We start from the raw sequence: 25283 nt of genomic DNA, 5'->3' as shown, positions 1-25283 counted from the left end.
ATAAATTCATCATACAACCTGAGCAATATGAATCAACCAACTACTATAGACCCCTCGGCTGAACAAAATTCAAGTACATTCAAACGTTCGTTGAGTTTATTGGATGCCACCATGATTGTTGCGGGTTCTATGATTGGCTCAGGGATTTTTATAGTGAGTGCCGATATTACCCGCAATGTAGGTTCTGCGGGTTGGCTGTTAGTCATTTGGTTGATAACAGGGCTATTAACCTTAATTGCTGCCGTAAGTTACGGAGAACTGAGTGCCATGTTTCCTAAGGCAGGCGGACAGTATATTTATTTAAAAGAAGCCTTCAATCCCCTTGTTGGCTTTTTGTATGGGTGGAGTTTCTTTGCCGTCATCCAAACAGGCTCTATTGCTGCTGTGGGAGTGGCTTTCAGTAAATTTTCAGCTTATATTTTTCCTTTTCTCAGTGAAAAAAATATCTTGTTCGACCTTAGATTATTCAAAGTTTCGGCTGCTCAACTTACTTCAATATTAATGGTTTCCTTGTTAACGTATATCAATACGCGTGGTGTGAAAGAAGGAAAAACCATTCAAACAATACTGACACTCATCAAAATTATAGCATTATTCGGACTGATTATCTTTGGGTTTACCATAGCTGCCAAAAAAGAAATTTGGGAAGCCAATTGGCATACAGGTTTTTCTCTTTTCCAATTTGACGGCATTTCATCCTTACCATATTCTAATATGGCTTTTATGGGTGCTATCGCAGCTAGTATGGTTGGTAGTTTATTTAGTAGTGATTCTTGGAATAACGTTACTTTTATTGCAGGCGAAATTAAAAGACCTGAACGAAATATTGGGTTAAGTTTATTCTTAGGAACACTTATCGTAACGGCGACTTATTTTCTGTGCAATGTAATGTATCTGAACGTATTATCTCTACAAGAAATCGCTACCGCTGAAAATGATAGAGTAGGCATGGTGGCATCACAACATATTTTCGGAGAGGTGGGTACAATCGTTATTGCTGTTTTTCTAATGATTTCTACTTTTGGTTGTGATAACGGTCTGATTTTATCAGGTGCGAGAGTGTATTACAGCATGGCAAAAGATGGCTTGTTTTTTAAACAAGTAGCTCAACTTAATAAAAATGGCGTACCCGAAAAAGCGTTGTGGATACAATGCATTTGGGCATCTATACTTTGCTTGAGTGGTCGCTATGGTGAATTACTTGATTATGTAATCTTTGCTGTACTGATTTTTTATATACTAACTATTATCGGAATTTTCAGATTACGCATTACACAACCCAACTTACCTCGTCCCTACAAAGCCTTTGGCTATCCTTTTTTACCTCTTATTTACATCGTTTCGGCATCAGTAATTAGTATTTCATTATTGATATATCGTCCTTCATTTACGTTGCCAGGTTTAGTAATTGTATTGTTAGGTATTCCAGCTTATTATCTTTTTCTAGGCAAGAAGGTTCAATCATAAATATCATCATTAGCCATAAATACTCAAAAATATGTCATCATTATCTTTCAAAAGGCTATTTACTTTAGTGGCTCTTTTTTCATTTTTTATCAATGAAACTGAGGCACAACACAATGATTATCCTATTCAACCTGTCACTTTTACACAAGTACACTTTAAGGATAATTTTTGGTTACCTAAAATGAAAATCAATGCCGAGGTAACCATTCCCTATACATTAAACCAATGTAAAATAACAGGACGGATTGATAATTTTGCCAAAGCAGCAGGAAAAATGCCCGCTGAAAAAAGTACTACTTATACATTTGATGATACCGATTTGTATAAAGTAATAGAAGGGGCATCATATAGTCTTCAAACTAAAAAAGATATTGCCCTTGAAAAATACTTGGATACCTTAATTAGCAATATCGGAGCCGCCCAAGAACCAGACGGCTATTTATATACTTTCAGAACCATGAAAATTGCCAAACCACATGAGTGGATTGGTACAAAACGTTGGGAAAAAGAAGAAGACCTAAGTCATGAATTATACAATGCGGGGCATCTTTATGAAGCTGCAGTAGCACATTATCAAGCTACTGGCAAAAAGAACTTACTGAATATTGCTACTAAAAATGCTGACTTATTAGTAAAAACGTTTGGCTGGGGCAAAGAAGAACGTTTTCCCGGTCACCAAATCGTAGAGACTGGTTTAACCCGATTATATAGAGTAACTGGCAAAAAGGAGTACTTGACTTTAGCAAAATTCTTTCTGGATTTAAGAGGTAAAGAAGGACATTTGAACCAAGAATACAGTCAGTCCCATAAAAAAGTAGTAGATCAGCATACAGCAGTGGGACATGCCGTTCGAGCAACTTATATGTATACAGGCATGGCTGATGTAGCAGCTTTGACTGGCGACAAGCAATACTTAAGTGCTATTGATGATATTTGGAATGATGTAGTTGATAAAAAAATTTACATCACAGGTGGTATAGGAGCTACAGGTAACGGAGAAGCCTTTGGGGCAGATTATGATTTACCCAATATGAGTGCATACGCTGAAACTTGTGCGGCCATCGCCAACGTGTATTGGAATAATAGAATGTTTTTACTCCACGGAGACGCCAAATACATTGATGTATTAGAACGTACGCTCTATAATGGTTTACTTTCTGGCATTTCTTTAACAGGCGATAAATTCTTTTATCCAAATCCGCTGGCTTCAATGGGGCAACATCAACGTAGAACTTGGTATGACTGTGCTTGTTGTATTTCTAACATGACTCGCTTTTTGCCATCCGTACCAGGGTATGCATATGCTCAAAATCAGAACGATTTATACATTAATTTATTCGTAGGGGGGGATACCGATATTCAATTAACGAATACAAAAGTTGCTATCCATCAAGAAACCAATTATCCTTGGAGTGGTAAAGATGAATTTATTATTAATCCAGCTAAAAAAGCTAATTTCAACATTCATATTCGTATTCCGGGTTGGGCAAAAAATCAACCTATTCAAGGCGATTTGTATCAAGATAAAAGCAAAAGTGCCGATTTTACACTTCTATTAAATGGAAAACCTGCAAAATATTCCATCGAAAAAGGCTATGCTGTGATTAATCGTACTTGGGTGAAAGGCGATAAGCTAAGTTTGGATTTACCGATGGAAGTAAAGAAAATCGAAGCGAAAGATAGTGTAAAAGCAGATTATTTAAGATTTGCTTTACAACGAGGACCGTTAGTTTATTGCTTAGAAGGTATGGATAATGCAGATTCGTCAGTATTGAATATTGTTGTTGACAAAAACTCAACAGTTACTCCTATTTTTCAAGCCAGTTTATTGAATGGTGTGATGGCCTTAGAAATGGATGGTTCGTCGACTAAAAGACAAATCAATAGTAATGAATTGATTAAAACACAGCAGAAAGTAATCGCTATTCCATATTATACATGGGCAAATCGTGGTTCGTCAGAAATGCAAGTTTGGATTCCTTTTGAAGCGTCGGCATCAAAACCAAAGCCTGCTCCGACCATAGCTAGTAAAAGTAAAGTATTGGCTTCCATCAAAAGTCCGATGATGTTAAAAGCACTCAACGACCAATATGAAGTTGAAAATTCAATCGATAGAAGTGGTAATTTCTTCCATTGGTGGCCAAAGAAAAACTCAACCGAATTTATTCAGTATGATTTTGACCAAGAATATACGGTATCATCATCAGAAGTATATTGGTTTGATGATAGTCCGTGGGGAGGTTGTTATTTGCCAAGTGCTTGGAAAATATTATACTTGAAAGATGGGCAATGGCTTCCTGTGAAAGTAATCAATCAAGAGGCTATTGCTAAAGATAAATTCAATACTATTCAGTTTGAACTCGTAAGTACCAAAGCCTTAAAGTTAGAAGTACAGTTATCGAAAGATAATGCTGCGGGGATTCATGAGTGGAAGGTGAAGTAAACCAAATAGGAATGTAAAACAATTACTCACTTACTTAAGTATAGAACAAAATAGCTTATTATTCACAAAACCTTCATGTGAATAATAAGCTATTTTGTTTTTAGGCATTTCCTAAAAATAAATTTCCATTCCTGTGTTTTCTTGTCCTAGTTCAAGAGAAAACAATATTCGATGAGATAACTTTGTATCAACAAAAAAGGAAAACAATTATGGAAAATAGAATAAATGGATTGCACCATATCACTGCTATTGCAGGAAATGCAAAGAGAAATTACGACTTTTATACAAGAGTAATGGGATTGAAAATGATTAAAAAAACTGTCAATTTCGATGACCCAAATACATATCACTTTTACTATGGTAACGCAACAGGCGAACCAGGAACAGTATTAACATTCTTCCCTTGGGGCGATGGTATTCCACAAGGAAGAAGAGGGACTCGTCAAGCTACAGAAATTGGGTATGCTGTTCCAGAAGGAAGTTTAGAATTCTGGCAAAAGAGATTCGAGCAAAACAATGTTACTTATAATAAAGTAGCTGAGAAATTTGGAGAACAATACCTTACTTTCTTAGACCCTGACGGTTTGAAATTTGAATTGATTGTTCCTAAAAAAGCTGATACTCGTACTCCATTTGAAACTGATGAAGTAACAGCACAGCATGCTACTTTAGGCTTTCATAGTATTACGATTACTACTAATAAAATTGATGCTACGGCTAAAGTGCTTACCGATATTTTCGGGTATCGTTTATTAGAACAACATGTAAATCGTTATCGTTTTGTAACTGATGCTGTTGAACAAGCTGCCATTGTTGATTTAGTAGAAGTACCTGGCGAAGGCGTAGGACACGTTTCAAAAGGTTCTGTTCACCACGTAGCTTTCAGAGTAAGTGATGATAATATCCTAATGGAGTTTCGCAAAAAAGTAATGGATGCGGGTTTACAGATTACAGAGAAAATCGATAGAAACTATTTTTATTCATTGTATTTCCGTGAACCAGGTGGAGTGCTTTTTGAAATTGCGAGTGATAACCCAGGATTTACAGTAGATGAATCTTTAGAAGAATTGGGATTAAACTTAAAATTACCTGCTCAATATGAACAATATCGTGCTGGTATCGAAAAAACCCTTCCAAAACTGGTTTAACTTACTTATTAAAATTATGTATTTACATAGCAAACAAGTTTTGACCACTGGTATTTCAATCGAAAAAGCCAAAAAAGCGATCGTGATGATTCATGGTCGCGGTGGTTCAGCCCAAGATATCATTACGTTAAAAGAACATTTGAATCTTGGTGAAATGGCGATTTTTGCTCCTCAAGCTACCCAAAGAAGTTGGTATCCATATAGTTTTATGGCACCCGAGGGACAAAATCAACCTGCCCTAGATTCGGCGCTAAATGTAATAGATGAAGTAGTGAAAGATATTGAAAAGGCAGGTATTCCTGCTGATTCAATATACTTTTTAGGATTTTCTCAAGGGGCCTGTCTTACATTAGAATACTTGGCTAGAAATGCTAAAAAGTATGGCGGCGTAGTAGCTTTTACTGGTGGAGTGATTGGCGAAGTATTAGTAAAAGAAAGGTACAAAGGAGACTTTGAGCAAACACCAATATTGATTACAACAGGCAATCCAGACCCTCATGTTCCGTTAATAAGAGTAGAAGAGAGTATTGCTATTTTAAAAAATCTTAATTCGAATGTTCATTCTAACGTTTTTAAAGGCAAGCAACATGCTATTTCTTTCGAGGAAATCAATTTAGCGAACCAATATATTTTTAAAGAAAATTAATTATCAATTTCATAAAATTAAACTTAAAACATCATGTCAACTACAATCTGGGCTATCGACCCTTCACATTCAGAAGTACAGTTTAAAGTTAAACATTTAGTTATCACAACTGTAACAGGACATTTCAAAGAATTCAGCGGAACAGTGGAAGCTGGAGATGATTTTGAAGATGCAAAAATATCATTTGAAGCCAAAGTGGATTCTATTAGTACTAACAGCGAACAACGCGACGGACACTTAAAAAGTGCTGATTTCTTTGAAGTTGAAAAGTATCCAACACTTTCGTTTGCTTCTACGAAATTTACAAAAAAAGATGATGATGAGTTTGAATTAGTAGGTGATTTAACCATCAAAGGCGTAACACAACCTGTGAAATTAGCAGTAGAATATGGTGGAACAGCAACTGACCCTTGGGGAAATGTAAAAGCTGGTTTTGAATTAACCGCTAAAATTAATCGTAAAGATTTTGGTTTAACTTGGAATGCTCCAACAGAAGCGGGTGGAGTTTTGGTAAGTGAAGAAGTGAAATTAATAGCTAATATTCAGTTATTAAAGCAAGCATAATACACATTCAAAAATGGTCTCTATGCTAAAAAATATAGAGACCATTTTATTAATATGTTGATTTATAGAAGGTTAACTATTATAGTATAAATTATTTATTGACAATATTTGTAGGATTTCCTGTGATATAAGCCGAGATGTTTTCTAAAGCAATAGACAATAATCTTGTTCTCGCTTCTTTAGTAGCCCAAGCAATGTGTGGTGTAATAATACAATTTTCTGCTGTAAATAATGGGTTGTCTTTTTGAGGGGGTTCTACAGAAAGTACATCAATACCTGCTCCAGCAATAGTACCATTATTTAATGCTTCGGCTAAATCTTCATCGACTACAATGGGTCCTCTAGAGGTATTAATCAGGAAAGCAGCGTTTTTCATTTTCTGTAAATTTTCAAGATTAATCAGTCCTTTTGTTTCAGCAGTCAGTGGACAATGAATACTTACAACATCTGACGCTACTAACAAATCTGGTATGCTTGCCCATTTAAAATTTTTACGATGCGATTGATCGGTTTTTGTACGACTATAACCAATTACGTTCATTCCAAAAGCTGTAGCAACATCTGCGACTCTTTGACCAATGCTCCCAAAACCAATAATGCCTATGGTTTTTCCAGCTAATTCAATCAAAGGAAAATCCCAGAAACAAAAATCTTTAGAATTTGCCCATTTCCCTTCTCTAACAGCATCACTATGTTTTTGAACATGTAAAGTAAGTTCTAGTAAGAGTGAAAAAGTCATTTGCACAACAGATTCCGTACCATAAGCAGGCACATTGCTTACAATAACGCCTTGGTTTTTAGCAGCTTCAATATCTACTATATTATATCCTGTCGCCAGTACGCCAATGTATTTCAAACTATTCAATTGGGAAATTTCTGATGCACCAAGTGGTGTTTTATTCGTTAACACAATCTCTGCTCCGTCGGCACGTTCAACAATTTTTTCGCTTGGGGTTCTATCATAAATTACAACTTCTCCCAATGCGTTTAACTCATCCCATGATAAATCTCCAGGATTTAAAGTATATCCATCTAAAACAACAATCTTCATTTTGCTTAGTTATTTTGTTATTACTGCAAAGCTAATTAATTTACGCTTGTGTGATACTACAAATGTAAATGACCATATTATCAAAGACTAATTTTAATCGCTCTCCCTCCTGCCCTTATTTTTAAAATTTCTTTCTCTTCAAAAATGCTAATGTTACAAAAGTCATAATAGTAACTAGTTTTTATCTTTTACGAATTTCACCTCAACTAGCTTATACAATGAAAATTTAAAATACCCTTAATAAAGGTATTTCGAATGAACGGAATTTCTTTAGTTAAAAAAAATTGTAAAATCAACCCTTTCAAAAATAAAAAAATGATTTTATAAGTTTTGTTTAAAATCTAATACGACCCTCTTAGATTTTAAACAAAGCATATTATATTTGTCTAAAAGTAAAGGTTAAGGGCTAAGTTTTAAAAATTGATTATTTCGGGTACTTCAAAAATTTAGTTTTGAAAATAGCAGGAAAATAAAGCCCGTGAGAATCGGTTATTCTGTAGCAGAATTAATCAAGTAAGGAAATAATGAAATCTCAGCGGATTAAAAATTGAGCTTTAAAACTGTAAATCTATCTATGAAAAAATATGTAAGCTATCTACGCGTTTCAACAAAAGGTCAAGAACGTTCGGGACTTGGGTTAGAAGCCCAACGTGCCATTATTGAACATTATGCAAAAATTGATGAAGCAGATATTGAACATGAATTTATTGAAGCCATCAGTGGCAAAGACATTGAAAATCGTCCTAAATTGATGGAAGCGATTAAATTGTGTAATGAAAAAAAATACACATTTATCGTTGCCAAATTAGATAGATTGAGCAGAGATATTGAGCATATATTTAAATTGAAGAAATTATTAGGTGAAAACTTTAAAAGTTGTGATTTACCTGATACTGACACAGTTACACTAGGAATTTATGCAATTTTTGCTCAAAGAGAAAGAGAAATCATTAGTATCAGGACAAAAGTAGCCTTGGAAGCCAAGAAAAAAAGGGGCGAAAAAATGGGCAATCCTCAGTATTTTACACAAGAAACTAGAGACCTTGGTGGGAAGATGCAAAGAGAAAAAGCCATTAAAAACATTAATAACAAAATGGCAAGCGGGATGATAGCCCGATACAATAGAGATGAATATACGTTGGAAAGTATTGCCCAAGAACTCAATAATTTTGGTTTCAGAACCGTTAAAGGAAAACTGTTCAACCGTTCTACGGTTTGGTATTTGATAAAACGACAAAAAGAGATAAATACGACGTAAACAATGATTTTTATTACGCTAAATTTCCTTCACTGTTCTTACCTTTGATAAATATTATAAATATTATTTTGCATTCATTAGACATAAAAATTGTGAGCATAGAGAGCAACCTTTTAAAAATTATCCAAGAAAATGCTACAGAAAAGGAGCTAAATTGGATTTTAAGTAAGACATCAGGTGATAGTAAACATATTTTAACGGCATTTGTCGCAGCACCAAGATTTGTATCGAAAAAGACAGTAACTATTTCATTAGATAACGAAAACATTATTCATGAGTGGACATTGGATAGATTAACAAGAGTTTATTTATTGTTATCCATTCCGCACGATTCAGAAGAAGCATATCTAAAAAATATTAATTCCCTGTTTGATACTGCCGAAATCAACGAAGCTGTTGCACTTTATTCTGCGTTGCCATATTTGGCTTTCTCTCAAAAATGGGTTTACAGAGCTACAGAGGCTGTTCGTTCTAATATTGGTTTGATTTTCGATTCGTTGGCATTTAGAAATACCTTTGCCAGTACTTATTTTTCTGAAGCAGAATGGAATCAATTAGTGTTAAAATGTATTTTTAATGATAAGCCCATACATTTAATTCATGGTTTAGCAGAAAGAGCCAATCAAAAATTAGCGGATACGCTTTCGGATTTTGCTCATGAACGCTGGGCTGCTGGTAGAACAGTTCCAGCACAAGTTTGGCGATTAGTCATTCAGTTTTTGAACGAAAGTTTACTAAAAGATATAGAAAAGTTATTGTTAACCGATAGTCAGCAAAATCAAATTGCAGCAATATTAGTATGCAAAGAAACAACTTTTGAGCCAGCAAAATCCTTGCTTGAAAAATATTCAACATTGGTAGAAGCACTTGATAGTCAGCATATTTCTTGGAAAACTTTAGAAGAATAAGTGATTATCTCTTCTATTGTCCGATAATAAAGGATATACTAATTAGTATTTTATTCGAAATTTAAAGCTAGTTCAAAGCGGAGTTTGTGTGTTGATCTTTGAACTAGTTATTAACCACTAATCTAATGTGCCAAAAACATAATGAAATAAGCCAAAATCCTTCACATTTTGAAGGAACAGTAGAAGAATTGGCAACAGCAACGAATGTACAAGTGAATTTCATGGATTATATCAAAGATATGAAGTTTTTTGATCCACACATTCACATGACTTCTCGTACAACTGATGACTATCAAGCATTGGCTGATGCAGGCGTGGTAGCTATTATTGAGCCTGCCTTTTGGCTTGGTCAACCTCGCACGGGACTTTCAACTTTCAAAGATTATTACAGTAGTTTAATAGGATGGGAGCGTTTTCGTTCTTCACAATTCGGTATCAAACATTATTGTACAATCGGTCTGAACTCTCGAGAAGCCAATAATGAAGCCCTTGCTGAAGAAGTGATGGAAATTCTACCGCTTTATTTATACAAAGAAGGCGTAGTAGGTGTGGGTGAAATTGGCTTTGATGACCAAACGCCTGCCGAAGAAAAATATTATCGTTTACAATTAGAGTTAGCCAAAGAAGCAGGTTTACCCGTTCAGGTACATACTCCGCACCGTGATAAGAAAAAGGGAACTGAAAGAAGTATGGCTATTGCACTAGAACATGGTATTAGCCCAGAAATGGTAATTATTGACCATAATAATGAAGAAACAGTAAAGAGTGTATTAGACCAAGGTTTTTATGCCGCTTTTACCATTTATCCATTTACAAAAATGGGTAACGAGCGTATGGTAGAGGTGGTTAAACAATATGGTTCTGAAAGAATTATGATTAATTCTGCTGCTGACTGGGGCATTAGCGACCCGTTGGCTATTCCAAAAACGGCAGCTTTGATGAAAATTAAAGGAATTTCAGACCATGATATTCGCTTGGTTACTTATCAAAATGCCATTGATGCCTTTGCTCAGAGTGGACAAATTAATGTGGATGATTTTGAAAATCCGCAAGAAATAGACCAAAGTCTAAAATTTAATGGCAACACGATTTTGAGAGGGGGACAACAACCTAGAGTCGACAAAAATGCCTTAATCATTCGTTAAATTTTGAACATAAAAGCATACTTCCAACTTTTAAGACCTGCCAACATTGTGACATCCGTAGCCGATATTTTCGCTGGGATTTCCATCGCAGGTTTTATTTTTTCAAGCGATACTCAAAGTATTCAAACGGTTCTTTTACTCGTCATTGCTACTAAGTGTTTATATGGTGGCGGTATTGTGTATAACGACGTTTTTGATGCTAAGCTAGATGCTGTAGAGAGGCCCGAACGACCTATTCCAAGTGGAAGAGTCAGCAAGCAAAGTGCTGCCATATTCGGTAGTATTCTACTTATAATAGGTATTATTGCAGCCTTTCTGAACAGTACTCTAAGTGGACTAATCGCTACTGCCGTTGCTATTTTGGCATTGGTTTATAATCGTTTTGGTAAACATCATGATATCATCGGTCCAATTAACATGGGGCTTTGTCGTGGTGGAAACCTCATTTTGGGGATGTCTGCCGTAGCTACTGCACCTGCAGAACTGTGGTATTTAGGTATTATTCCTGTTATATACATAGCTGCTATTACGATGGTAAGTAGAGGAGAAGTACATGGAGGAAGCCAAAAAACGTTATATTTTGCAGGATTTTTATATACTTTTGTTAGTATCTCTCAATTGCTTTTTGCATTCCAGCTAGGCTATTTTGAACTAGCCCTTGGCTTTGTGTTATTACACATTTACCTGATTTTCAGACCATTAATTACTGCTATTGCTAACCCAATAGGGCCTAATATTGGCAAGGCTGTGAAAGCGGGAGTGCTGTCTTTAATCGTAATGGATGCAGCATGGGTAAGTGTGTCAGGAAACTGGATTCTTGCTTTATTTGTTTTAGCATTGTTGCCCCTTTCCATGAAATTGGCTAAGCTATTTGCCGTTACATAAAGCAAGGAGTTATGCGTTGATGGAGCCAATAATAGGGTTTCATATTAGTTAACTATTATTTAAAATTTGATTTTTTACTCGTATTATAAATGTCTCAGATTCAGCAAACATTTCAGGTTAATTTTTCGTACAATATCTTATTTACCGAAAATCTTTTCGCCCCTGAAAACACTACTTTAATTACTTTCTTAAACGATTTTGGCAGTCATTATGGTGCAAATGAATTTCGTAAGAAAATTTTATTTCTAATTGACGAAGGTGTTGCCAATACCCATCAATACTTGCAAGAAGCCATAAAAAAATACTTTGAAGGTCAAGAACAAGTTGAGCTAGTAGCAGACATTATCGTGTTACCGGGTGGAGAACAAGTAAAAAATGATGAAATTTATTTAGCTCAAACACTCCGAGCAATTGATACTTATGGAATCGACCGTCACTCATTTGTAGCCGCCATAGGTGGTGGCGCATTTTTAGATATGACAGGCTATGCATCAGCTATTGCTCATAGAGGTGTAAAACATATCCGTATTCCTACGACTGTACTTTCACAAAATGATTCGGGTGTTGGTGTAAAAAATGGTGTAAACTATTTTGGCAAAAAGAATTTTTTAGGCACATTTGCTCCGCCAGTAGCAGTATTTAATGATAGCACTTTTTTGAGCACACTTGACGACCGTGATTGGCGTTCGGGTATTTCAGAAGCGGTAAAAGTGGCTCTTATCAAGGATATATCCTTCTTTGAATGGCTTGAAAATAAATCTGTTTTGTTGGCTCATAGAGATGAAGAGTCTATGAACGAGCATATTTTCCGTTGCGCTGAATTACATATACAACATATTTCTAGTGGCGACCCTTTTGAAAGCGGTTCTGCCCGTCCTTTAGATTTTGGTCACTGGGCTGCTCATAAATTAGAATATCTTACCAATTTTGAAATACGTCATGGCGAAGCCGTAGCTATTGGCATTGCCCTCGACTGTGTGTATTCTTATTTAAAAGGCATGATTAGCGAAGATGCTTTAGATAGAATTTTGTTAGTTTTAGAAAACCTAGGCTTTGATTTATATCATCCAGCCTTGGCAGAAAATGACAAAATTAATCTTTGGAAAGGTCTTAATGAATTCCGTGAGCATTTGGGCGGTCGCCTAACTATTACTTTATTGGAAGGACTTGGGATAGGAGTAGAAGTACACGAAATAGATTTTGAATTGGTAAAACAGGCTGTAGATATTCTGGAAAAACGCTCATAAAAAATTATGAAAACTCCCTTCGGACTTTTAACATATTGTAGTAATATTCATCCTGGTGTAGATTGGAAACATCATTTTTCGGTACTCCAAAGTAGCATTCCTGAAATTAAAAGGTCAGTGAGTAAAGATGCCTCAATGGGCATTGGCTTGCGTTTGGCCAATCAAGCGAGTATAGATTTATCCGAAGCAAATAATTTTGAGGCTTTTCAAAATTGGCTGACCGAAAACGATTGTTATGTGTTTACCATGAATGGGTTTCCATACGGTGGTTTTCATGATGTCGTAGTAAAAGATCAAGTACATGCCCCTGACTGGACGACTGATGACAGAGTACAATATACTATCAGAATGTTTAAACTGTTAGCTAAACTTTTACCTGCTGAGATAAACGAAGGAGGGATTTCTACCTCGCCACTTTCATACCGTTTTTGGTGGAAAACAGAAAGTGGTACTCCCTTAGAAAGTCTTCATTATGCTACTACATTGGCTACACAAAATATGCTTTTGGTAGTTGATGAATTAATTACACTTAAAGAAATAACAGGAAAAACATTACATTTAGACATTGAGCCAGAGCCAGATGGTATATTGGAAAATTCTACCGAATTTATTACTTGGTATGAAGAGTATCTAAGACCCATTGCTACAGAATATTTTGCAAAAAAAGGACTTTCTTCTGACGAAACATTAGACATTTTGCATACTCATATTCAGTTATGCTACGATGTTTGTCATTTTGCGGTAAGCTACGAGAAGCCTGCCACCGTAGTAGAGCAATTATCAAAAGCAAATATTGCTGTTGGCAAAATTCAAATAAGCTCTGCCATCAAAGTAGATTTTACGAAAGATGCCGAGGCAAAATTAAAAGCCATTGCTCAATACGACGAAGTAAGTTATTTACACCAAGTAGTTGCTAAGAAAGCAGACGGTACTTTTGACAAATATCAGGATTTGGATCTTGCTATTCAGGCATTTGAACCAGAAAAACACGTAGAATGGCGAGTACATTTTCATGTGCCTTTATTTATCGAACAATATGGTGAGCTTTCATCAACACAATCAGACATTGTAGATACCATAGCCATTCATAAACAAAAACCTTTTACCAATCATTTAGAAATTGAAACTTATACTTGGGGTGTTTTACCGCCAGAAGTACAAGTTCCTCTGAATGAATCTATTGCTCGAGAAATTAGCTGGGTGAAAGGATTGCTGTGAGCAAATCGGCTTTCGGTCATCTGCTTTCGGCTTGGTTTTCTCTTTACTCATAGCTTAAGATATAAATAGTTGACATATTTCTAACAAAAATGCTGAAAGCTGATGACTGACAGCAGATAGCTAAAAATAATATGAAAAAAACAGTAGTCATTGATGTAGTAGGCCTGAGTACTAGTGTCATCGGAGAATATACTCCGTTCATTAAAAAATATCTTTCTGAACATCAGCTTACCCATATAAAACCTGTTTTACCTGCCGTTACTACCACTTCACAAAGCTGTTATGTAACAGGGAAATTCCCTGATACGCACGGTATTGTTGGGAATGGTTGGTACGACCGTGAAGACAATGAACATAAATTCTGGAAGCAGTCCAACAAAATAGTAAAGGCTGAAAAAATTTGGGAAGCAGCTAAGCGTCAAGACCCAAATTTTACTTGTTCTAAAATGTTTTGGTGGTATAATATGTATTCTTCGGCTGATTATTCAGTAACGCCAAGACCACAATACCATGCTGACGGTGTAAAAGCACCAGATTGTTATACACAACCAGCAGATTTACGTGATAAACTTCAAGCTGATTTAGGGATTTTTCCATTATTTAGTTTTTGGGGTCCTAATGCTAATATTAAATCTTCAAAATGGATTGCTGATGCCTCTATTTGGGTTGACAAAGCCCATGATCCAACCCTAAGTTTGATTTACTTACCTCATTTAGATTATTGCTTACAAAAATATGGTGTTGATTTTTCTAAAATCCATAAAGAATTAGGAGAAGTAGATAAACTAGTAGAAGATTTGGTAACGCATTATCAATCTAAGGATACTAACATCATTATTTTATCTGAATATGGTATTAATAGCGTAAATAATCCTATTCATATCAATAGAATATTCCGAGAAAATGGTTTGATTTCTGTGCGAGTTGAACGTGACTATGAATTATTAGATGCTGGTGTTTCAAAGGCTTTTGCCATTGCCGACCATCAGATTGCTCATATTTATATTAATGATAAAAGTGAAGAAGCACGTGTAAAAAGTATTTTAGAAAATACAAAAGGCATTGCTTTAGTACTGGACGAAGAAGGGAAAAAGGCTCATCATATTAATCACGAACGTGCTGGAGATTTAGTAGTGATGGCAGATGCCGACAGTTGGTTTACTTACTATTATTGGTTAGACGATTCAAAAGCCCCTGATTACGCTCGTTTGGTAGATATTCACAGAAAGCCTGGTTACGACCCTGTAGAGATGTTTATGAATCCTGCTAATCCATTTATTAAATTAAGAGCAGGCTACAAATTAGCCCGTAAATTATTAGGATTCAGGTATTTGATGGACGTTATTCCATTAGATGCGACCCTTGTAAAAGGCTCTCATGGAGGTATTAATATTGGTAAAGAATACTATCCTATATTAATTTCTGATAAAAAAATAGGAGACGGCGAAATTCAAGCACCTGACGTATATGATGTAATTTGGGAAGCTTTGTTTTCAAAATAAGAACAAAATATATTTTACTAGAAAGGCTACTCAAAAAAGTAGCCTTTCTTTTTGGGGATAAAAATGTCACTTTAAGCCAAATTAAAGACTCAATTTGGCTTAAAGTGACATAAACAAGACAGATAAAGCCAAATTGAGGCTTATTGTTACATATCGTATTTTCTATTCTTTATTTTTAATAACTAATTCCATCCCCAAACTTAAAAAGTGCATAGCCTTTTGGTTTTAAATATCCCGGCACATCCGATTGATTTTCTGAAACGGCTTTCTCTGAAACAGGCGTAGTAAAAGGCATTTTACCTGTTGGGTTAAATGCACCGCTTACTACATCCAAAAGTGCATCAGTTGTAGTGCCAAATGTCGCTATTACAGTTTTTAAGTTTGTACCATCGATTTCATCAATTACCCAAGGGCTGGTAAAATTAATGGCAACCACTGTAGGCTTAGCCTTGATGATTTCGTTTACGTGATTTATATCTATTTTATTTTTAGATAAACTCAATTCAATCGGTTTGCCTTGCGAACTAAACAAACTTCCACCATTAGGAATAAGCCACAATAATACGACATCTGCTTCTTCTTTGCTTCCTATAAATTCAATAGTAGGGTTTGAAATACTTGGTTTATTAACAGTAATTGGATTGGGGTTTCTACCATTGTCATAATAGGTCTCAAAATATACTTTTGTCTTTTTAGTAATAGGTAAAACCTTTGCATCATTACGCAATAAGACGATAGATTTTCTCAAGGCTAAATCTGCTTTTTTCTGAAAAGCTGTATTACCTACTGTTTTTATAGCTGCTTCTACATTAACGTAAGGATTTTCAAATAGGCCCAACTCAAATTTTTCTTTCAAAAGTCTAGCAATCGACTCATTGATTCTTTCTTCTGAAACCAAGCCTTTTCTAACAGTTTCTAGTAATAAAGATGGGTCTGCACTTCCAGAAAAAATATCAACCCCTGCATCAATAGCTTTTTGATAACGCTGTAGAATCGACAGATTCTCCACTCCCCAAGGCATCATATCTACTGGTCCTGTATCTGAATTAATAATTCCTTTAAACCCAAGTTTCTTTCTCAACAAATCTTGAATAATTGCTTTATTGTACGAAAATCCAACTTCTTCAAATCCATCTCCTTTAGGGGCAGAATAATAAGGCATAATAGCCGAAGTCCCTGCTGCAATGGCGGCTTTAAAAGGCTTTAGATGGTATTCAAACATTCCGCCAGGATAATGTGCATTTTTACCCCAATCAAAATGAGAATCTTGCCCGCCAACTTGTGGCCCACCCCCTGGGAAATGTTTGGTTGTCATGGCTACTGAGTTTTTGTTCAATTTATTGCCTTGAAAACCCAATACAATTTCGCGAATCATGCTTGATGTTAAATCAGCATTTTCACCAAAAGTGCCTTCAATACGTCCCCAACGAGGCTCAGTAGATAAATCTGCCATATACATATAGCCCTTTCGCAAACCTACTGCCGACCATTCTTTACCAGCTATTTCAGCAAATTCATGCGTAAGTTTTAAATCACGCATAGCGGCTAATCCTAGTTCCCCGGGCCATTTAGAAAAAACAGTTGTGCCTACACTCAACCCTATGGCTACATCAATCGTAACATGATTACGTGGATTAGAAGCAACAATAGCGGGAATACCAAGGCGTGATGTTTCGCATAAAGCTTGCAGGTTATTTGCCCATTCTGCCATGATTTTGGCACTGGTATTCGCTCTTAAAATAAAATGACGTAGGTTGTAATTCATTACGCCTTTTGTTGTTCCAGCGGTTGACATGGTAGGAACTGGCAAAGGTTTACGGGTAAACATATTGATGGGTTGCATCAAATCTTCTTCATTAAACCCACTTGAAATTTCAGCTTTAGGAGCGTTAGGTTGAAAAGAATAATCACCAGCCAAACGAGTAGTACTGATAATCATAAAACCTATCTTTTCTTCTAAAGTCATTTGAGCAACCAAGTCTTTTACTCTTAAGTCAATGGGCAGGCGCCAGTCCTCATATTTATCAAGCTTAGCATTCTTGTTTAAATCTTTGAATGTCAGATTTTTGACTTTTAAAAGGTTAACACTTCTATTGCCAAGTTCAGGCTGTATTACTTTCTGAGCATCTGAACCTAGCACAAAAAATGTTTGAAACACCACTACCGCTGTAACTTTTAAGTAAATATTCATATCTTAACTTTAGTTTTAATGAACCAATTAGAAATAATCACCATTATTATAGTTAATTTACCCCTCAAAATGAGCTTTATCATTGCGAAAGGCTTATTTCATAAAGTCTATCATTATTAATTTATACTTATTTTTTATAAATAAAGTTATATTTTATAATCGCATAGAGATGACAAACAATCTTAATACTTAAATCCATGAGTGACTCGAAATTTCCAGAGAAATCAATCTTTATTTGTGATGGAAGCAAATGCGGAAAACACAAAGAAGTGCGGAAGATTTTTAAAGAAGCCATTAAAGAAAATGACTTAAAAGATACTGTAGAGATTTTTAAAATAGAATGCACTGACCGATGTAAACAGGCACCAGTTATGTGCTTTCAACCACAAAACAAATGGTTTACTGAGGTTTCGATGTGGAAAGCCGAGAAGATTTTTAAAGATATGATTTTGACTAATTAGCGATTCAACAGCCTGAATTGCTCGGGCGTTTGATGAACATCTTTTTTGAAAACCCTTATAAAATATGAACAATCGTCATAACCAAGGTGATAGGCGATTTCACAAATAGACATACTTGAATGCAATAAAAGCCTTTTGGCTTCTAAAATAATACGGTTGCGGATTAGTTCTCCTGCCGTTCTGCCTACTATTTTATTACAAATAGCATTGAGGTAATTAGCTGTGATATTTAGTTGACTGGCATAGTCTTTCACAGATTTGTATTTTAGATAATAGTCTTCTATCAGATTTTCAAAACTTTTGAATTTCGAGATACTTAAAGTAGAAGAATCGTCTTTATAATTGGGTTGATATACCCTAAGTGCCTGAATTAAAATCTGTTTGAGAATTGTTTTGATGTAAGATTCATAATGGGGCTTTTTGTCGGCATATTCTTGAATAATTTCTTCAAAATGGTCTTCAATTACATTGCTTAATGACTTATCAAAAATAACCATTGGTTCATCGTTCGGGCTATTATTGAAAAAGGGTAATCCATTCAACGAAAGATTATTTTCATCTACTTCATAGAATTCTTTCTTAAAGAAAAAGGAATACCCTTCAATATCATCACTAAGGCTCCATTCATGTACCTGTCCTTCATTCATTAAAAAAAGTTGGTGTGGTACTACCTCGTAATGCCTAAAATCAATATCATGAGTCCCCGTTCCTCTTTTTATATAAATCAAATTATAAAAATCATGTCTATGCGGAAAATCAGCAGGAGTCAACGTTTTAGCATGAACTTCTAATCTCCGAATGTCCATATTCATCATAATATGCGTACCACAACTATTTAGTTGCTCGATGGTGATGATTGGAATTGGTTTTTTCATCAATGAATTCGGGGGACTTTAAGATGAAGGACTTGAGGACTAAAGGATTTCATAGTTTTATCACTTTAAGTACTTTTAGTCCTCAAGTCTAAAAATCCTTTAGTCATACAAAAATTAATGCGGTAATTTATCTCTTAAATATCCGTACACCCACGTACCAGCTATGGCACTTATTAAAGTAATACTTACTACTGCAAAACCACTTCCGATTTGAGCGAACAATGGTCCTGGACAAGCACCTGTAATAGCCCAGCCTAAACCAAAAATTAAGCCTCCATAGATTTGCCCTTTATTGAATACCTTATCATGGAAAATAATTTTTTCACCTGAAAGAGTCTTTATCTTTAATTTCTTGATTAGAAATACCGAAATCATTCCTACTACTACAGCCGTACCAATCACACCATACATAAAAAATGATTGTAACCGAAACATCTCTTGTATTCTGAACCATGATACTATTTCAGCTTTTACAAACACTATCCCAAAGATGATACCGACTAACATATATTTAAAATTGCTAGCTAAGGATTCTTTTTTAATTTGCTCGTTAGGTGCATCACACACAAACTCTTCATTCATTAAAACATCTTGTTTTTGCATGGTCTTAGAAAAGTTTAAAAATGAGAGGTAATAGTAAGTGTATCATCAAAAAGCCTCCCGCCATAAATGAAATAGTGGCAATTAATGACGGAAGTTGTAGGGTTGACAAACCCATGATAGCATGACCAGAAGTACAACCACCTGCATATCGTGTGCCAAAACCAACCATAAAACCACCTAGTATAAAAAAGAAGAAACCTTTCAAGGTAAAAATATTATCAACGCTAAATAAATCAGCAGGCATTAAGTTTGAAAAATCTGTAATACCCAAAGCTTTCAAATCCGTAACCGTTTGTTCACTCATGACAATTGTACTCGGATTGGATAAAAAATTGGTAGCGATAAATCCACCAATTAATACACCTGCTACAAAAAACAAATTCCATATTTCTTTCTTCCAATCATATTTGAAGAAAGAAATATTAGCAGGAAAACAAGCTGCGCAGATATGACGTAAAGACGATGAAATTCCAAACGATTTATTCCCAATAATAAGTAAAGTGGGTACCGTCAGGCCAATTAGCACTCCTGCAACTGCCCAATGCCAAGGCTCGCGAATTAATTCTATCATTTTTCTGGATGTTAAATATTATTTTAATTTAGAAGGACATACAAAATCTGTTGTAGGAACAGCTGTTTTAGCAATCTCATTGAAACCTCCAGCCACATCTACCACATTATCAAAACCGCGGGCTTTTAAAATAGAGCTTGCTATCATAGAACGATATCCACCAGCGCAATGAATATAATTAGTCTTTGTTTTTGAAAATTCAGCCATGTTATCACTCAACGCCGATAGTGGAATATTCATGGATTCGTCAACGTGCTCAGCTGTATATTCCGTTTGCTTACGAACATCCTTCACTATTAATTGCCCGTTAGCTTCTTCAAATCTTTTAGCAAATTCTGTCGCTGAAATAGACTCAATGCTATCTGTTTCTTTACCTGCCTTTATCCAAGCCTCGATACCACCTTCCAAATATCCAATCACATTGTCGTAGCCAACACGTGAAAGACGGGTGACTACATCATCTATATTCTCTTTGTCTGCAATAAACAGAATTTCTTGTTCAATATCAGTAATCAAAGTACCAATCCACGGAGCAAAATCCCCTTTGATACCAATATTAATTGAATTTGGGATAAACGCATCTTTGAATACTTGCGCCAAACGAGTATCCAACACAACAGCACCAGTTTCATTGGCAGCTGCCTCAAATGCTTCTACCGATAAAGCCTGCACATTATTCACAATCTCCTTCATCGTTTTAATACCCGTTTTGTTCATCATAACATTTTTAGGAAAATAATATGGGGGAGGCAACAAGCCATCTGTCACTGCAGCAATAAACTGCTCTTTGGTTTGTTCTTTCAAGGCATAGTTAGTCGCTTTCTGGTTTCCCAATGTATCAAAAGTTTCTTTGCTCATATTTTTACCACAAGCAGAACCAGCACCATGCGCAGGAAAAATAATTAAATCATCTGGCAAAGTCATTATTTTGTTTCTTAACGAATCATATAAAAATCCTGCTAAATCGTTTGTTGTAATGCTTCCCAATTTTTGTGCTAAATCTGGGCGACCGACATCTCCAATAAAAAGGGTATCTCCCGAAAACAAACAATGTTGATGACCGTTTTCGTCTGTTAATAAAAAACATGAAGACTCCATCGTATGACCTGGTGTATGGAGTACTTTGATAGTTGCTTTTCCAATTTGAAATATCTGACCATCTTCTGCTACAATACAATCAAAATTTGGATTAGCCTTTGGCCCATAGACAATTGGAGCACCCGTCTGGCGAGATAAATCTAAATGTCCTGATACAAAATCTGCATGAAAATGGGTTTCAAAAATATATTTAATTTTTGCATTATTTCTAGCAGCCTTCGCAATATAAGGTTGTACTTCACGAAGAGGATCAATAATGGCAACTTCACCTTCTGATTGAATATAATAAGCACCTTGTGCCAAACAGCCTGTATAAATTTGTTCTACTATCATTGTTAAGAATACATCAATGAAATGTATTAGTTTATTGATTTTGATGAATAAGATTAAATACTTAAAGTTTTTTCTTTAGAATTAGCATTGCAATTATACAATAGAATGCTACAGGTACCCATAAAATAGTGATTGAACTATAAAAAAATGAAGCTATTCCTCCCAATATAAATCCTATGATATTCAACATCTTAACATAGAAAGATTTTAAGAAAGTCCTTTTGTAATCGGCTGAAAAGTCACCAAAAAAATATTTAGCTATGTCAAGCCCTGAAGCCATCACTACCCCTGTAATCTGTGAAGCTTTAACCTGATTTTCAGTATGATTAGCCCCTAAAGCATTTTGTGTGCTAGAAACTAAAAAAAGTAACCAGATAATTAAGTGTTGTGACCAAAGTGCATATAATAGAATTGTCAGGTTTAGAAAAATCGGAAATATTTTTATATAAGTTTTATCTCTTTTTTTTCCATAATAAAAACACGAGGATGCCCAAAACGACCCTATCCAGTACACAAAAACATACGAGCACGTAATAAGAATGTCTCTATTAGTTTCTGTTTTATTCAATATAATACTTGTACTATAATGCCCCGTGATATTTGTTACCACTAATCCTAAAAATTGTATGCCCAAAATATTAATAATTCCCGAAACAAACGAAAATGAAAATGAGGATGTATATGTTCTTCGACTAATCATTAATGGTGATATTAAAAATTAATATATGTTGTTTTTTCATATATAAACGTAAGAAATCTTACATATTGCAATCACAATTCTCAATACATTGCAATAGTTTTACAATTTCTTTCTCCTTCAAATCATAATATACATTCAGTCCATCTTTATGCGATTGAAGTATTCCGCGAAGTTTCATATTAATCAGGTGGTGAGAAATAAGCGATTGTTCACAATCTAAGGCTTTACAAATATCATTTACGCCCATTTCACCTTGTTGATTGAGTAACTCTATAATAGCCAATCGAACGGGGTGTGCCACTGTCTTTAGGATGTAGGCAGCCTTTTCCATTTTCTGCTTGCTAGCTTGAAATCTTTCTTTGGGACTGTTTTCTAGTACTTCCATTTCTATTATTTTAATTACAATACAAATATATGATAATATTTTCATATAGTACAAATAAGTACTTCAATATAGTGCTATTTAGGTAAATTGTACTGTAAATGTGTTGATTTGTTCGATGAAAACTATACTTAAGCTTCTTTACTTTTTTGAATCTCTTTTAAAATTTTATGGTCAATATAAAATGTACCAAATGGCAAAACACTGGCTAATAGTACCTTCCAAGTGGTTGTTGAAAACTTCCAGTTTTCTTCTACGCCCACACTCAAAGCATTGAGAATAAAAAGGATAAATAAAGCTCCGTGGATTGGTCCTAGTATTTTCGTTCCTGCTGGGTTATCCATATAATACTTCATGGGCGTAGCGATAAAAAGCAAGAATAGAAATGATACCCCTTCAAGAAAAGCGATGATGCGTAAACGCCCTATATTAGTTGAGAAAAAAGTTTTCATCTTAAAATTGTCTAAAAAGTGGTCTATGTGCTAAAGGGGAAAATGGCCAAGGGATGGCTATGAAAATGATGAATAAAGCTAATGAAAACCACACTAACATGGTTTTATATTTTTCTTCATCACTTTTTCTGCGTTTTGTCAAAGCCGAACCAATGGTTAAAACAATGATGGCAATCAACATTAAAAGGAGGTGTATTAAACTAAAAAAAGTAAATTCTAAGTGCTGAATAGCTTGCTTAAAATTACTCGAAAAATATTTAACAGTCGGGCTTTTAATGTAAAGATTAATCCCAACAATTAATTGAATATGTGCAATGGTGGCTGTCCAATGTCGGACTGAGTTATCTGTTTTTGAAAAAACAGCTTGGTTTTTTAAGCCAAGATAAGCCCTGAATAACGCATAAATAATACTAATTAAGACCAGCCACCTTAAAAGAGAATGAATAAATAAGAGAATTTGCATCGATATTTTAAGTTTTAACGTTACAAAGGTATCTAAAAACATACTAAATAGTATGTTTTTAGATAAAAAATTATTTCAATCGATTCAAATAGTCTTTCAACTCGTTTAAATAGGCTCGATAATAATCAGTGTTCTCATATAATTTCCCTAAGTTTCTAATACCTCCATAGCTGGCAGAAACGAAGATTGCGACTTGTTTACTATTAACATCTGCCCTTACCAAGTTTAAAGATTTTGCTCTTTCAACAGCTTTCTCTGTACTTTGTAAAACATTATCCATAATTTTAGTAAGTGCTTTACTAAAATTATCATTTAAAGGCGCCATTTCTTGAATCAGGTTATTAGTTGGGCAGCCATATTTAATTTGCAAATAAGGTTCTTGCATTAATAAATATTCCATTATGTGATAAATAGCCATTAATGGATTTTCAGCCGTCAAAAGTGGCTCTAACAACATTTTCCCCATCGTTTGCTGCATCATTTCGTTGATGACAGCAAGCCCCATCTCTTCTTTATTTTTGAAATGATAGAAAAAAGCCCCCTTTGTTACTTTAGTCGTAGCAATAATGTCGTCAATACTAGTAGCCTGATAGCCATTGATATAAATCAATTCAAAGGCTTTTTGAAGGATTGTCAATCGTGTTTCAGCAGCTTTTCCCATGATAATATTTCTGATTAGTCTTGTTTGGTGATACAAAGATGGCTGATTTATTGAAAAACTCTTTAATACTGATAGCCTGTAAATTATTAACCCTTGAACATAAAGTTAAAACCTTCATGTTCAAGGGTTAATTCCTGAATGATATTAAAAATATTGTCAACTATATTTTTAGCTTACTCTTCTTTACTAAATCGAATTTATCTCCCTTTTTCAAAAAGTACATTTTCATTTCATTTTTCTTTTGTTGGGTATCAAAAATCAATACCTGACTTTCGCCTAGTACTTCGGCTAATTTATTGTCTTGTACGTATACAGCTGTATTTTCATCAATTCCAATTCCTAATAACGTTGGATTTTGAAGAATCAAGCCCATCAAGCGATTTTCTCTTTGTCTCTTCACAAAGTGCTGATCTACAATTACGTTGGGTAATAATCCCAACCCTTTTTTTGTTTCAACTTGCGAGCCATCAATTACGTCTAATTTGCCTTCACCTGTAATCATCTTTTCAGACATGATGGCTGTTCCTGCACTAGTACCTGCAAAAACTATTTGTTTATGATAACGTTCGTGCAAAGCCTTGAATAAACTTTCGTCTTCCAACACCTTCATAATCCTAACTTGGTCGCCTCCTGTAAAGAAAACACCTTTAGCTGTTTTTAACTGACTCAACAATACTTCTTTAGACTCGACTGTCAACGGAGAAACTGGCGCATGAACAACTTTGATAGGAGATAATGCTGAAATATCTTTTTTGATAGATTCAAAACTGGCTTCTTGTTCGCCACTTGCCCATGTAATGATTAATATCTCGCCTTGGTCTTTCCCACTTAAATCAATAAATTTTGTCAGTACATCAGCAGGACGCTTTCCCCCTCCGATAATAATTAAACGTTCTTGAGCATAAGTAAAGCCCGAACACAATAAAATGATTGATAGAATTTTTAGAAGCATCTTTGCAAGAATTATTTGTTGAAGTATTTTCTTACAATATCGTAAATGTAATTTGTAAA

General features: G+C 35.0%; 25 protein-coding genes. 13 read left to right on the top strand and 12 right to left on the bottom strand.

What is annotated here, in order from left to right:
* Positions 1-27: 27 nt before the first annotated feature.
* From AC07N0_RS17900 to AC07N0_RS17880, 5 genes are all read left to right on the top strand, one after another.
* A complete protein-coding gene (locus AC07N0_RS17900) occupies positions 28-1467 on the top strand; it encodes an APC family permease (RefSeq protein ID WP_494590283.1) in 1440 nt (479 codons plus the stop codon).
* Positions 1468-1498: 31 nt separating this feature from the next.
* The gene (locus AC07N0_RS17895; protein WP_494590282.1) at positions 1499-3910 is read left to right on the top strand and encodes a glycoside hydrolase family 127 protein; all 2412 of its coding nucleotides are present in this window, start codon (positions 1499-1501) and stop codon (positions 3908-3910) included.
* A gap of 209 nt (positions 3911-4119) precedes the next feature.
* A complete protein-coding gene (locus AC07N0_RS17890) occupies positions 4120-5058 on the top strand; it encodes a ring-cleaving dioxygenase (protein ID WP_494590281.1) in 939 nt (312 codons plus the stop codon).
* Between the two features lie 16 nt (positions 5059-5074).
* Positions 5075-5704, top strand: coding sequence for an alpha/beta hydrolase (locus AC07N0_RS17885; RefSeq protein WP_494590280.1), 630 nt, complete (start codon positions 5075-5077; stop codon positions 5702-5704).
* A gap of 33 nt (positions 5705-5737) precedes the next feature.
* Positions 5738-6268 (top strand): YceI family protein, encoded by a 531-nt coding sequence (locus tag AC07N0_RS17880; protein ID WP_494590279.1) that lies wholly within the window; start codon positions 5738-5740, stop codon positions 6266-6268.
* Positions 6269-6359: 91 nt separating this feature from the next.
* On the opposite strand, the gene AC07N0_RS17875 is transcribed toward AC07N0_RS17880, so the two are convergent.
* Complete coding sequence (locus tag AC07N0_RS17875; RefSeq protein WP_494590278.1) at positions 6360-7319, bottom strand: D-2-hydroxyacid dehydrogenase; 960 nt, start codon at positions 7317-7319, stop codon at positions 6360-6362.
* Between the two features lie 574 nt (positions 7320-7893).
* Here AC07N0_RS17875 and AC07N0_RS17870 point away from each other — a divergent pair.
* The 7 genes from AC07N0_RS17870 to AC07N0_RS17840 all read left to right on the top strand — a co-directional run bounded on the left by AC07N0_RS17870 (position 7894) and on the right by AC07N0_RS17840 (position 15482).
* Complete coding sequence (locus AC07N0_RS17870; RefSeq protein ID WP_492804020.1) at positions 7894-8577, top strand: recombinase family protein; 684 nt, start codon at positions 7894-7896, stop codon at positions 8575-8577.
* 92 nt (positions 8578-8669) lie between these two features.
* Positions 8670-9485, top strand: a complete 816-nt coding sequence (locus tag AC07N0_RS17865) for an EboA domain-containing protein (RefSeq protein WP_494590277.1) — start codon at positions 8670-8672, stop codon at positions 9483-9485.
* Between the two features lie 125 nt (positions 9486-9610).
* Entirely contained in the window at positions 9611-10630 is a 1020-nt protein-coding gene (locus AC07N0_RS17860) for a TatD family hydrolase (protein WP_494590276.1), read from the top strand.
* 3 nt (positions 10631-10633) lie between these two features.
* The gene (gene eboC / locus AC07N0_RS17855) at positions 10634-11515 is read left to right on the top strand and encodes a UbiA-like protein EboC (RefSeq protein ID WP_494590275.1); all 882 of its coding nucleotides are present in this window, start codon (positions 10634-10636) and stop codon (positions 11513-11515) included.
* Between the two features lie 89 nt (positions 11516-11604).
* Positions 11605-12762 carry a 3-dehydroquinate synthase gene (locus AC07N0_RS17850; RefSeq protein ID WP_494590274.1) on the top strand — a complete coding sequence of 386 codons (1158 nt, stop codon included), beginning with the start codon at positions 11605-11607 and terminating at the stop codon, positions 12760-12762.
* Positions 12763-12768: 6 nt separating this feature from the next.
* Positions 12769-13980, top strand: coding sequence for a metabolite traffic protein EboE (eboE, locus tag AC07N0_RS17845; protein ID WP_494590273.1), 1212 nt, complete (start codon positions 12769-12771; stop codon positions 13978-13980).
* A gap of 131 nt (positions 13981-14111) precedes the next feature.
* The gene (locus AC07N0_RS17840; protein WP_494590272.1) at positions 14112-15482 is read left to right on the top strand and encodes an alkaline phosphatase family protein; all 1371 of its coding nucleotides are present in this window, start codon (positions 14112-14114) and stop codon (positions 15480-15482) included.
* Positions 15483-15657: 175 nt separating this feature from the next.
* On the opposite strand, the gene AC07N0_RS17835 is transcribed toward AC07N0_RS17840, so the two are convergent.
* Positions 15658-17673: a glycoside hydrolase family 3 protein gene (locus tag AC07N0_RS17835; RefSeq protein WP_494590271.1), complete on the bottom strand. Its 2016-nt coding sequence runs from the start codon at positions 17671-17673 to the stop codon at positions 15658-15660.
* A gap of 197 nt (positions 17674-17870) precedes the next feature.
* Here AC07N0_RS17835 and AC07N0_RS17830 point away from each other — a divergent pair, with 197 nt between their 5' ends.
* Positions 17871-18134 (top strand): (2Fe-2S) ferredoxin domain-containing protein, encoded by a 264-nt coding sequence (locus AC07N0_RS17830; protein WP_492804036.1) that lies wholly within the window; start codon positions 17871-17873, stop codon positions 18132-18134.
* Here AC07N0_RS17830 and AC07N0_RS17825 read toward each other — a convergent pair.
* The 10 genes from AC07N0_RS17825 to AC07N0_RS17780 all read right to left on the bottom strand — a co-directional run bounded on the left by AC07N0_RS17825 (position 18131) and on the right by AC07N0_RS17780 (position 25224).
* The gene (locus tag AC07N0_RS17825) at positions 18131-19009 is read right to left on the bottom strand and encodes an AraC family transcriptional regulator (RefSeq protein WP_494590270.1); all 879 of its coding nucleotides are present in this window, start codon (positions 19007-19009) and stop codon (positions 18131-18133) included. The genes AC07N0_RS17830 and AC07N0_RS17825 overlap by 4 nt on opposite strands.
* A 114-nt stretch (positions 19010-19123) precedes the next feature.
* Positions 19124-19612, bottom strand: a complete 489-nt coding sequence (locus tag AC07N0_RS17820; protein ID WP_494590269.1) for a DUF6691 family protein — start codon at positions 19610-19612, stop codon at positions 19124-19126.
* A 4-nt stretch (positions 19613-19616) separates the two neighbouring features.
* Positions 19617-20183 carry a YeeE/YedE family protein gene (locus tag AC07N0_RS17815; RefSeq protein WP_494590268.1) on the bottom strand — a complete coding sequence of 189 codons (567 nt, stop codon included), beginning with the start codon at positions 20181-20183 and terminating at the stop codon, positions 19617-19619.
* 18 nt (positions 20184-20201) lie between these two features.
* Positions 20202-21614 (bottom strand): MBL fold metallo-hydrolase, encoded by a 1413-nt coding sequence (locus AC07N0_RS17810; protein ID WP_494590267.1) that lies wholly within the window; start codon positions 21612-21614, stop codon positions 20202-20204.
* A gap of 61 nt (positions 21615-21675) precedes the next feature.
* On the bottom strand, positions 21676-22314 hold the full coding sequence (locus tag AC07N0_RS17805) for a DUF1275 family protein (RefSeq protein ID WP_494590266.1): 639 nt from the start codon (positions 22312-22314) through the stop codon (positions 21676-21678).
* A gap of 58 nt (positions 22315-22372) precedes the next feature.
* Positions 22373-22699, bottom strand: a complete 327-nt coding sequence (locus tag AC07N0_RS17800) for an ArsR/SmtB family transcription factor (protein WP_492804045.1) — start codon at positions 22697-22699, stop codon at positions 22373-22375.
* Between the two features lie 128 nt (positions 22700-22827).
* Entirely contained in the window at positions 22828-23148 is a 321-nt protein-coding gene (locus AC07N0_RS17795) for a DUF3817 domain-containing protein (protein WP_494590265.1), read from the bottom strand.
* A gap of 1 nt (position 23149) precedes the next feature.
* The gene (locus AC07N0_RS17790; protein ID WP_492804049.1) at positions 23150-23611 is read right to left on the bottom strand and encodes a hypothetical protein; all 462 of its coding nucleotides are present in this window, start codon (positions 23609-23611) and stop codon (positions 23150-23152) included.
* A gap of 70 nt (positions 23612-23681) precedes the next feature.
* Entirely contained in the window at positions 23682-24272 is a 591-nt protein-coding gene (locus tag AC07N0_RS17785) for a TetR family transcriptional regulator (RefSeq protein WP_492804051.1), read from the bottom strand.
* A gap of 160 nt (positions 24273-24432) precedes the next feature.
* Complete coding sequence (locus tag AC07N0_RS17780; protein ID WP_492804053.1) at positions 24433-25224, bottom strand: cyanophycinase; 792 nt, start codon at positions 25222-25224, stop codon at positions 24433-24435.
* Positions 25225-25283: the final 59 nt, after the last annotated feature.

The sequence above is a fragment of the Arcicella sp. GW821-FHT09D11 genome (assembly GCF_059416265.1).
Note: the sequence above shows the minus strand (reverse complement) of the source record. Positions and strands in the feature narration are given on the sequence as shown.

Excerpts from the sequence above, each read along its gene's own strand:
- AC07N0_RS17895 (WP_494590282.1), top strand. The coding sequence starts at position 1,499 with ATGTCATCATTATCTTTCAAAAGGCTATTTACTTTAGTGGCTCTTTTT.
- AC07N0_RS17840 (WP_494590272.1), top strand. The coding sequence starts at position 14,112 with ATGAAAAAAACAGTAGTCATTGATGTAGTAGGCCTGAGTACTAGTGTC.
- AC07N0_RS17890 (WP_494590281.1), top strand. The coding sequence starts at position 4,120 with ATGGAAAATAGAATAAATGGATTGCACCATATCACTGCTATTGCAGGA.
- AC07N0_RS17825 (WP_494590270.1), bottom strand. The coding sequence starts at position 19,009 with ATGAAAAAACCAATTCCAATCATCACCATCGAGCAACTAAATAGTTGT.
- AC07N0_RS17850 (WP_494590274.1), top strand. The coding sequence starts at position 11,605 with ATGTCTCAGATTCAGCAAACATTTCAGGTTAATTTTTCGTACAATATC.
- AC07N0_RS17885 (WP_494590280.1), top strand. The coding sequence starts at position 5,075 with ATGTATTTACATAGCAAACAAGTTTTGACCACTGGTATTTCAATCGAA.
- AC07N0_RS17810 (WP_494590267.1), bottom strand. The coding sequence starts at position 21,614 with ATGATAGTAGAACAAATTTATACAGGCTGTTTGGCACAAGGTGCTTAT.
- AC07N0_RS17875 (WP_494590278.1), bottom strand. The coding sequence starts at position 7,319 with ATGAAGATTGTTGTTTTAGATGGATATACTTTAAATCCTGGAGATTTA.
- AC07N0_RS17780 (WP_492804053.1), bottom strand. The coding sequence starts at position 25,224 with ATGCTTCTAAAAATTCTATCAATCATTTTATTGTGTTCGGGCTTTACT.
- AC07N0_RS17790 (WP_492804049.1), bottom strand. The coding sequence starts at position 23,611 with ATGCAAATTCTCTTATTTATTCATTCTCTTTTAAGGTGGCTGGTCTTA.
- AC07N0_RS17785 (WP_492804051.1), bottom strand. The coding sequence starts at position 24,272 with ATGGGAAAAGCTGCTGAAACACGATTGACAATCCTTCAAAAAGCCTTT.
- AC07N0_RS17800 (WP_492804045.1), bottom strand. The coding sequence starts at position 22,699 with ATGGAAGTACTAGAAAACAGTCCCAAAGAAAGATTTCAAGCTAGCAAG.
- AC07N0_RS17900 (WP_494590283.1), top strand. The coding sequence starts at position 28 with ATGAATCAACCAACTACTATAGACCCCTCGGCTGAACAAAATTCAAGT.
- AC07N0_RS17835 (WP_494590271.1), bottom strand. The coding sequence starts at position 17,673 with ATGAATATTTACTTAAAAGTTACAGCGGTAGTGGTGTTTCAAACATTT.
- AC07N0_RS17870 (WP_492804020.1), top strand. The coding sequence starts at position 7,894 with ATGAAAAAATATGTAAGCTATCTACGCGTTTCAACAAAAGGTCAAGAA.
- AC07N0_RS17830 (WP_492804036.1), top strand. The coding sequence starts at position 17,871 with ATGAGTGACTCGAAATTTCCAGAGAAATCAATCTTTATTTGTGATGGA.
- AC07N0_RS17860 (WP_494590276.1), top strand. The coding sequence starts at position 9,611 with ATGTGCCAAAAACATAATGAAATAAGCCAAAATCCTTCACATTTTGAA.
- AC07N0_RS17815 (WP_494590268.1), bottom strand. The coding sequence starts at position 20,183 with ATGATAGAATTAATTCGCGAGCCTTGGCATTGGGCAGTTGCAGGAGTG.
- eboE (WP_494590273.1), top strand. The coding sequence starts at position 12,769 with ATGAAAACTCCCTTCGGACTTTTAACATATTGTAGTAATATTCATCCT.
- AC07N0_RS17880 (WP_494590279.1), top strand. The coding sequence starts at position 5,738 with ATGTCAACTACAATCTGGGCTATCGACCCTTCACATTCAGAAGTACAG.
- AC07N0_RS17795 (WP_494590265.1), bottom strand. The coding sequence starts at position 23,148 with ATGAAAACTTTTTTCTCAACTAATATAGGGCGTTTACGCATCATCGCT.
- AC07N0_RS17805 (WP_494590266.1), bottom strand. The coding sequence starts at position 22,314 with ATGATTAGTCGAAGAACATATACATCCTCATTTTCATTTTCGTTTGTT.
- AC07N0_RS17820 (WP_494590269.1), bottom strand. The coding sequence starts at position 19,612 with ATGCAAAAACAAGATGTTTTAATGAATGAAGAGTTTGTGTGTGATGCA.